The organism is Bariatricus sp. HCP28S3_D3, assembly GCF_052065755.1.
In the GTDB taxonomy this organism is placed as follows: Bacteria; Bacillota; Clostridia; order Lachnospirales; family Lachnospiraceae; genus Allocoprococcus.
In genome coordinates this window covers 1-9,365 of record NZ_JBQHTK010000055.1, presented here as the reverse complement: position 1 = coordinate 9,365, position 9,365 = coordinate 1, and the positions used below count along the sequence as shown (strand labels likewise).

The 9,365-nt window shown below is 32.4% G+C and carries 9 protein-coding genes; 8 read left to right on the top strand and 1 reads right to left on the bottom strand.

The window, feature by feature from the left end:
- The first annotated feature begins 197 nt into the window (after positions 1 to 197).
- From ACTNB3_RS17285 to tnpB, 5 genes are all read left to right on the top strand, one after another.
- Positions 198 to 1,505: a ThiF family adenylyltransferase gene (locus ACTNB3_RS17285; RefSeq protein WP_441027175.1), complete on the top strand. Its 1,308-nt coding sequence runs from the start codon at positions 198 to 200 to the stop codon at positions 1,503 to 1,505.
- Entirely contained in the window at positions 1,505 to 1,984 is a 480-nt protein-coding gene (locus ACTNB3_RS17280; protein ID WP_441027173.1) for a Mov34/MPN/PAD-1 family protein, read from the top strand. The genes ACTNB3_RS17285 and ACTNB3_RS17280 overlap by 1 nt, the downstream gene beginning before the upstream one ends.
- Positions 1,985 to 1,990: 6 nt before the next feature.
- Entirely contained in the window at positions 1,991 to 2,638 is a 648-nt protein-coding gene (locus ACTNB3_RS17275; protein WP_441027171.1) for a hypothetical protein, read from the top strand.
- 183 nt (positions 2,639 to 2,821) lie between these two features.
- Positions 2,822 to 3,025 (top strand): hypothetical protein, encoded by a 204-nt coding sequence (locus ACTNB3_RS17270; protein ID WP_173759644.1) that lies wholly within the window; start codon positions 2,822 to 2,824, stop codon positions 3,023 to 3,025.
- Entirely contained in the window at positions 3,022 to 3,219 is a 198-nt protein-coding gene (tnpB, locus tag ACTNB3_RS17265) for an IS66 family insertion sequence element accessory protein TnpB (protein ID WP_441027169.1), read from the top strand. Before ACTNB3_RS17270 ends, tnpB begins: the two co-directional genes overlap by 4 nt.
- 81 nt (positions 3,220 to 3,300) lie before the next feature.
- On the opposite strand, the gene ACTNB3_RS17260 is transcribed toward tnpB, so the two are convergent.
- Positions 3,301 to 3,882, bottom strand: coding sequence for a hypothetical protein (locus tag ACTNB3_RS17260; RefSeq protein ID WP_441027167.1), 582 nt, complete (start codon positions 3,880 to 3,882; stop codon positions 3,301 to 3,303).
- A 1,005-nt stretch (positions 3,883 to 4,887) separates the two neighbouring features.
- On the opposite strand from ACTNB3_RS17260, the gene ACTNB3_RS17255 reads away from it, so the two are divergent.
- Genes ACTNB3_RS17255 through ACTNB3_RS17245 form a run of 3 tightly spaced genes read left to right on the top strand, consistent with a single transcriptional unit; the run spans position 4,888 to position 8,948 of the window.
- On the top strand, positions 4,888 to 5,664 hold the full coding sequence (locus ACTNB3_RS17255; RefSeq protein WP_441027165.1) for a helix-turn-helix domain-containing protein: 777 nt from the start codon (positions 4,888 to 4,890) through the stop codon (positions 5,662 to 5,664).
- Positions 5,665 to 5,692: 28 nt separating this feature from the next.
- Complete coding sequence (locus ACTNB3_RS17250) at positions 5,693 to 6,379, top strand: ABC transporter ATP-binding protein (RefSeq protein ID WP_441027163.1); 687 nt, start codon at positions 5,693 to 5,695, stop codon at positions 6,377 to 6,379.
- Positions 6,369 to 8,948 carry an FtsX-like permease family protein gene (locus ACTNB3_RS17245; RefSeq protein WP_441027161.1) on the top strand — a complete coding sequence of 860 codons (2,580 nt, stop codon included), beginning with the start codon at positions 6,369 to 6,371 and terminating at the stop codon, positions 8,946 to 8,948. Before ACTNB3_RS17250 ends, ACTNB3_RS17245 begins: the two co-directional genes overlap by 11 nt.
- Positions 8,949 to 9,365: the final 417 nt, after the last annotated feature.

The window sequence follows — 9,365 nt, the reverse complement described above, 5'->3', positions numbered from 1 at the left end:
AGATAAACATACGATAACTTATCAACAATCAACTAAATACGAGCGGCCGTTCTGCTCCGCATAGCGGCCGTTGAAAAACGCATTTGCGACCGCCAGAGGGCGCAAACTGCACAAATCCTCAAAACTTCCTTCAAGATGCATTGGATAGTGTTATTCGTGCAAAAAGTTTATTAACAGATAGTAAAAACAAAGAGAACATGATTGACTATCAATTAGAGACAGTTTCATTTTGGGAGGCAAAAGCTGCCGGAAGAGTAGATTATTTGGGAGGTAAAAATTTAACAACCCATCTATTGTGGAGGTATGAATGGCTAGAAGATTATACTATAGTTGCTGATGAGCAGGAAAAAATAGCCGAATTTATTAATAACTCTTATGGTATAAAACCCAAAGAGATGGTCTATGAAAGAGCGTTATTTATAAATATAGGGAAAAAGATTCTAGTGAATCTTAAAAATATTAAAGATATACAAGAGTTAATTCCAGAATCAGATTTATCTCAATTTTATGGATTCTTAAGTAAGAATTCTGGTAAGGGATTAATTATTTTATATGCAGATAATGGGGTAGGAAAATGCATTTTCTCTTTAGAGATTAGTCTTTCATCTTATGGAATCAAATTGTCCCGAAGAAACATAAAAGGAGTATTAGCAGCAAACAAAGGAAGAACATTTAAGCGATTTAAAACAAGAAATTATCAGATGCAAAGACTATTTACGAGGGGCGGAGATGGAAATGCATGTTTTGATAAACGCTGCTTATTAATTGGATGTGGTTCTATAGGAAGTTATGTGAGTAAAGCAATAATAGATATAGGAATTACGGATGATATTACTTTGCTCGATAATGACTTTTTGGAAACAGAAAATTTGGCCAGACATTTATGTGGAAGTGATCATTTGTGCTTACCTACATCAAAATCAGAGGCTCTGAAATTAGAATTACTGAAGCATTATCCTGCAATGAAATGTAATTCTATAGATGAAAATGCGTGGGAATATTTCTTGAACCGTTGTACGGAGTTAAATAGCTTCGATCTTATACTAATTTGCGTTGGAAATACAGTAATTGAAAAGAAGGTAATACAACTACTTAAGGAAAAGCAGATTGAGAAAGAATGTATAATTCTATGGGTAGAACCGTATTTAGTTGCTGGACATGCTTTGGTTTTTCAGGGAGAAATTGATGTGAGTACAGAAATAAATATTTTCGACGTCAATGGCATGTTTAATAATAATGTTTTAGTTGATAGTAGAAAATATATAAAAAGCGAAGCCGGTTGTCAAAGTGCATATGCTCCATATGCAGGGTTTGAAGCTCAGAAATTTGTTCTGGATTTCCTGGATATTTATTATAGAAAAATTTATACGAAAAAAGAGAAGCATAATTACGAATTTACTTGGATTGGAAAAATGAAGTGGGCCAGACAACAAAAATTTGAAATAAAACCTAAGTGGAGATCAAAAGAAGATAGGTTTATGGAATTAAAAAGGATCGATAACTAATGTATCATATAATAAATGATTTGAAGATTATTATTAAGCCGGAAGTGTTCAGTGATTTAAAAAGGTATTATTACTCTAGTATGAAATACGAAACAGGTGGGATTCTACTTGGAAAGTTCAATAGAAACAATAGAGTTATAGAAATAGTGGAAGTTTATGAATTGAAAACTAATTTCTTTTCAAGAATATTGTATAGAAGGAATGCGAGAAAAGCACAGAAAATAGTTAACAAAAGATGGCTTGAAACAGATGGAGTAATAAATTATATTGGAGAATGGCATACCCATCCCTGTATGCAACCAATTCCGTCTGACACAGATATACATTCTTTGAAAGAAATTGCAGCAAAAGTGCGGGATTCACTTCCTGGAACTTTATTAATAATTGTTGGAAAAGATGAGAAAATTAATTTGATAGTACAGCGTGAAGATACGATAAAAATGCAGTTGCTATCTGAAGGAGAAAGAAATGGGGAGTAAATTATAATGCATGCATATACAATTGATAAAAGTCTGCGGGGAAAGGTAATTTTAAATATATTTATATTAAGTATAATATTATCGTCATTTCTCACCTTTTGGCTTGGAGGAATTATAACAAATGCAAAGATGTGGTTACAGCAATATGCATGGATCTCAGATATATTAAGATTATGTGATGAATTGGGAGTTACGACAAATTTTATAGGGGTTACATTTCTATATGGGTTAATATATTGGCTTTTCGACAATTATATTTGGAAATGGAAACTATTAAGAAAAGTTCTTAATGTGCCAGATTTAAATGGGCATTGGGAAGGAAATCTAACTTCTGCCACATATCAAACGACAATACATATGGATTTGGATGTGGTGCAAACATGGAGTAAAATCAGTTTTGTATCTACTTTTCCTAAGTCAAAATCGGAGAGCAATGTAGCATCTATATTTATAGAAAGAGATGGAATAGTAAAAGTTGGGTTTGGTTTTATTAACCATAGTAGAGAACTACCACATCAATATGATGGATATAATATTTTGGATTTAGATGATGATAATCATTTATTTGGCCGTTATTTTAATAATCGAGATAATAGTAATGTTGGTAATAAAGGTGGAAACATTGGAACTTTTGAATTGCAGAAGACCAATTAATTGAGCGGAATATAAGAAGGAAGGACAGGAGTGCAAATCCTGTTCTTTTCTTATATAAGATACTGAAATGTTGACACAAAGCACTCGTTTGTATGTAAGTGCTTCAAAAGAAGGCGTAGTGCTATTTCCTCCACCAATTGATATACTGGGAAAAACCAATATATTTTAAGGAGGACTTATTCTATGGGAAAAACCAACCAGGAAACTATAACCACATTTGCGGAGGTTTTCTCTTCATCCGGAATCTCATCTCACCAAAACAACCGGACAGCAAATACCAATGATAACCGGCTGATGATATATTTTCAGGGAATGAAACTATACATTCCGGATGGGTTTCATCCGGATACCTTATTAAAGCTGATGCAGGTAATGAAAAAATTATGATGAGGCGTATGACGGAAGGGGCCAGCCGGATCTTTCTGGCATGTGGCAGTACAGATTTCCGTAAACAGATCCCGGGGTTAGTCGCTGCAGTCAGCACACAGTTTCAACTTGATCCATATCAGGGAGACCTGGTTTTTATCTTTTGCAATAAAAAAAGAGATTCCATAAAAGTACTGAGATATAGATTCTTCTGAAAAAGGATATTCGTAAACTGATTTTTTTGTTCTTCGAGTAATTTCATCCAAAATGTTCTGCATAAAATCTCTGCCTTTCTGTTACCAATTATAATGTATAATTTCATTATTTTTTAAAATTAAATCATCTTCGGTTAATTCATTTATAATCTTTTTGATTTCTGTGTTGCTTAATAGACATTTCTCTTCGAATAAGAAAGGACATTTCCATATTTCTGAATGGTTACAGCATTCATGTCGTTCTTCAAAAATTTGTTCAAGTTGGGAACTACTACACTCATGTAAACGAAGAATTTCAGAAAAAACACAAAAATGTCTATCAGTGATTTTCCATATTGCTTTTTTCATGAAACCTGTAAGAGAATCTATTTTTGAGGGAATACTTGCAAAAAAGTAATCCATGATCCACATTGCTATGTGAAGCGTTGATCTCTTTATGGATATGTAATATCTCGTTTCCGGAATAAAAAAACTCAAGACATCAGGAGTAACAGCTTCTTCTGACTCTTCATAAAAATACTCAGATTCTTGCAGAGTATTTGGTAAAATATCTTTTAACACATTAAGAAGCTGCTCGGTTTTTTCCAGGGTAGCCCCAGTAAGAACTTGCAGATCATTAACCAATGTCTCGTGTTTGACACATTCAAGGTATAAATATTCCATGACATTTTCCTTTCGTATCTGAAAAGCATTATTTACAATTATAGTAATGATTTTATCATATCTAAAAATAATAATAAATATGATTTTTAAAAGTCAGAAATAAGCGTTTGCATTGATTGTTGGAGTAAAGAAATAGTCAGTTGATTAAGAATATATGAAAAGAGTAATGAGTCCTTGAGGCATAACGATTTTGCACCCAAAATACAAACCGAAATGAGTTCATTACTTATGGATATTATAACACTAATCAACACTCTTATCAGAGTATTATTGGATGTTCAGGAAGGATTTTTAGAACATTTAGATCGGTTTTAAGTCTTTGTGGAGACCGTGAACAGTTCGACCGATCAGGCAACAACAGATTTTATTGGATTGTTTTTAACAGCTTAACAGTTGCTGATACATTAATTCGGGAAAATAGAAATCGCAAAACTAACTATACCGTACAAAAAAGCAGAAACCGGACTTTGATTTCTGGAGTAGGGAATATTACATTTATACATAGCCTGAATAAGGGGCAGAATGGGAAGGTTCGATGTCTGTTGGATGGGCGGCTTCGTCTTACGAATTGGGAGCGTTTATATGAACATATCATACAATAAATATTTGCCATATCAACCTGAATACGGCAGAATTATTCGACGTAAAAATAATTTGCGGTGAAAGAACGAGGTTGTAAGTAGAATTTGCTGGTTATTACGATGGTTTTTGGTAAAATAGAATTATCAAAATGAATATTCCGGATGGCATTACACCAATAGTCCGGCGACAGGAAACCGCTTTTGATAATTCTGCTCTGAAAAGAGTACTTGCATTGATGCAATTAGTCAAGCCTGCTTTGCACCGCTTATGCGGCAAGGGCTTGACAAATAACATCAATACAAGGCACAATCGCCCAAGCAGAATTAAGCCGGTTTCCGACAACCGGAATGTCGGTTTCCACATTGCCGGAATTGCGGTTTTCGCAAACAAGAATATTCACAAAAATATAAGGAGGTCGTATAAATGAAAATCGGAGAAACCATTTTAAAATTAAGAGAAGAGAAAAAAATGTCACAAGAGGAATTTGCAGAGTATTTTCATGTCACAAGACAAACAATTTCAAATTGGGAAAAAGAAAAGAGCTTTCCCGATTTACAAACTTTAGTCAAGATTAGTGATTTATCTGGAGTCTCAGTGGATGTTATGTTGAGAGATAATTTAAAAATAGTACAGCAAATTGATAAAAAAGTAAAACATTTAAAAATATTCAAAATAGTAGCAGCTATTATATCAGTAATAGCTTTAGTGGGCATATCATATTTTGGTATTCAAACTTTTAAGCAAAACAATATAATTCATTCTATGGAAAGTAGTTTAAAAGAGCTAGGATTTGAAAAGGAAGGGGATAACTATTATTGCTTACAAGATACTGATTTTAGATATGATATTTATCTATTTGATAGACCTGCTTTATGGAAATGGAACCAGGAATTAGATTCAAGTGAAAAATTTGTGGTAGGAACATATACTCAAAACGGTTCTGATTTATTAAGTACGAAAAAGGTAGATGTGACAATACGGAAAACAGACCAATTTACAACATTATATATATCGAAAGGAGATTATACGGAAGATAGAGTTTCTCCCCAAATAAGAGAATATTCGCTTGATAAAACTGGAGAAATAAAGAACCTGAAAAAAATGGATGAGGAAGATTATGAAATTTATTTAGAATTGCAGGGAGAGATAAAGAAAGCAGTAGAACAAATGAATGGAATATATTCAAAACTTTATAAATAAGCCATATTTGATATAAGGAGTGATTTTTATGAAGATATTAGAAGTAAAAAATGTTACAAAAACATATGGAAATCACGAAAATGAAGTTAGAGCCTTGAATGGAATAAATTTGGAGGTTGAAGAAGGAGAGTTTATTTCGATTATTGGAACATCAGGAAGTGGGAAAACGACGTTATTGAATATTCTTGGCGGATTGGATGATCCTACAGGAGGCGAAGTAGTCATAAAGGAACAAAATTTGATAGGTATGAATGCGGAAGAACTCACAATATTTCGTAGAAGAAATATTGGTTTTGTTTTTCAAAATTATAATTTAGTGCCTGTATTGAATGTATATGAAAATATTACTTTACCTTTAGCACTTGACGAGAGAAAAATAGATGAAGAATATATGAACGATATTGTTACGGCGCTAGGAATAAAGGATAAGCTATATCAAATGCCAAACACTTTATCTGGAGGACAACAGCAAAGGGTTGCGATAGCTAGAGCTATGTTAACAAGACCAGCGATCATACTAGCAGATGAACCTACGGGTAATTTAGACTCAAAAACAAGTAGTGCTGTAATTGCTTTACTGAAAAATATGGCTGAACGTTTTCATCAGACTATAATTATTGTAACTCATAATGAAATTATAGCAGAACAATCGGATCGTATCATACGGATAGAGGATGGATTAATATGTAAGGAGGAAGGAGAAGATGAAAAATGATAATTGTAGTATGGTTTATAAATTAGCAGATGCATATTATAGAAAAAATAAAAGTAAAAATATTATCCTAACTAGTGCAATAGCAATGTCAATCTTTTTGATTTATAGTGTATTTGCGATTATATCTGGGAAAATGGATGCGGACTATTTACTGTATGCGCGAAATGGAGGGGAAATTACAAGCACATATTTGGAAAATGCGTCAAAAGAACAGTATGAAAGCATAAAAGAATTAGATTATATTGAAGAACTAGGAATTAAGAAATATGTAGGCTATGCTAAAGTAAATAAAATGGATGAAGGAATTGTAGAATACTTAGATAAAGTTGGCTTTGAAAAATTAGTTAAGCCTGCATATGGTGAAATACATGGGAAATATCCAGAAGAAAAAAACGAGATCATGCTTCCAATTCGATGGTTGAAAGAGTATGGTATAGATAATCCACAAATAGGTATGAATATAGATATGCAGCTTCGTAATAAGGAATCGGGTGAAGAATATGAAAATAGAGGAATGATTTTATCGGGATATTATACAGATTACGTGGATCCTGGAATAAATGCACCTATCGCTTATGTATCGTATAAATATATGAATGAACAAAAAATAGATATCTTTCCAGTAGATGAAATTATGCTTCTTCAGAGTAATTTATATGATGTTTTTTCAATTGAAGAACAGTTATATAAAGATATAGAAATGCTAGATGAACAACAACAGTTTATTGGACAAAATACTTTGGTACGTCAGAGCATGGAAGATTTATTTGGCAATTATCTTGTAATGGGATGTTGTATATTAATTATTATGATAAGTGCTTTTTTACTTATCTATAATGTAGTTAATATTTCTGTAAGAAGAGAAATAAAACAGTATGGGTTGCTAAAAACGTTAGGATGTAGTTTGAAACAATTAAAAACTATAGTAAGAATACAAACAGAAAAAATGCTTTTTAAGGGAGTGGTTATTGGTGGAATATTAGGGGTAGGGGTAGTTGGAATTCTTATACGCGGAACTCTGGAAAGGTTATTTTTTAAAGGAAAAGGAGACGCAGATAGTATATCCATTTTTTATTGGGGATATTTGCTACTTGCAATAGGAATTGTTTCTTTAACGACATTTTTTGCAACAAATTTAGCTGTAAAGAAGACGGTACGCCTAAGTGCAGTAGAAAGCATGAGATATTCCGAATATAGTAACCACGTTTTTGTAAAGCATATACATTCTGCGAAGAAGACATCTATATTATGGATGGCTTGGAGAAATGTAAAAAGAATACCTACAAAGTTTATGATTTCTATATTATCACTGAGTATAGGATATATTGCAGCGTTGGGGACGTTGGTCATTACAGTTGGAACAGATACCACTAATAATATACTGAAAAATCCAGATTTTAAAATTTCCAGTATTATAGAGATGCATATGATATCAGAATATATACCAAAAGAATTCTCGGATCAAACACCAGTAATTCCTAAAAGTGAGGTTGAAGCAATAAAGAATATTGACGGTATAGAAACGGTTAATATTTCAAAAGGTGGGTTTGCAGTGATACATCCACAAGAAGATAAAGCGTTAAGCCCGAAGATGAAAGCTAGTGCGGGAGAGAGTAGGGAAGAGTTTGCAACACTACAAATTGTTGATCAAAAATATATTGAAGAATTACAACAGTATGTTCAAAAATTTAAAATTTCAGCAGATATAGAAATGCTTAAAAAAGGAGAAGGGGTTATTTTGTTGCATCATCATGAATTATCCCCTGTATTGGAAGAAGAGGTAGATAAAGTCCCGGGAACTAACATTAGCTTTTATAATTTAGATTCTTATGGTAAAGACGATACAGAAAAGATAAAACTGGGGGAGATGAAATGTGCAGGTTATATTGATACGAAAAATAAACATTTTCCAGATTTACAGATGACTACAAATGGAACAAATATTATCTATTTTATAATATCTCAAGAAGGATTTGAGAAATTAGGCATGGATGAAAAAAATTTTGTAATTTCATTGAATGTCGATACGTTAAGAGAGCCAATTATAAAACAAAATGTGGAGAAACTAGTTGAAAATGTCAATAAGAAATCACAAGAATGGAACCAACTACTTTTATATAGCAATTCTGAACATTTAGCATCAGCACAGAGTTATATAAAAGTTACTAATTTAGTTTTGGGTACATTGGGAATAGTTCTACTTGCCATAGGTATAATGAATTATTGGAATACAATTGTAACAGGGATACAAACTCGCAAACATGAATTAGTTATAATGGAAAGTATTGGTATGACAGGTAAGCAGTTGAGAACACTATTAATTGCAGAGGGCATTTGGCATTGGGGAATTGTTATTGTTTTGGTAGGCACAGTTGGTTATGGGATACTTTGGCTAATGGGGGAAAGTATAAAGAAAGAATTAGCGTATTTTAGATTTTATTTTCCATGGAAATTATTTATAATTTTAGCCATAGTTCTTCTAATAGTTACAATTGAAATAGCAGAGTTAATATATCATCAGACCAAAAAAGGAAGTATTGCTGAACGTTTAAGATTTAATTTAGAATAGAGGATGATAAGAGAAGGAAAATGATATAATTATTTTTCGTTTTCCAAACAAGACAGAGAATATTCGAATGATGTAAAAATTAGTAAAACTCCATGATGTTCAAACGACACTATGGGAAAACTTCATTTTTTAATGTTTATTACTAAATGACTGATTTTAAAAATGTTATAAAAGACTGGTAAATTCGGTGTTTAACCGTTTTTGACAGTCTTTTTAGTTATAATTGAATATTCTGGATGTTTTTACATCTCCTGTCGTCCCATGAATTAGAAATCACTTACTTATAGGACTGTGTCAAGATTTTTTGTAAGCGCCAAATATTAATGCGGTCAGATACAAAATTACCCCAGCCCTTTGCGAGTTGGAGTAATTCACTATAATTCACATGCGATTTTTGATAGATTGGAGTTTTTCACT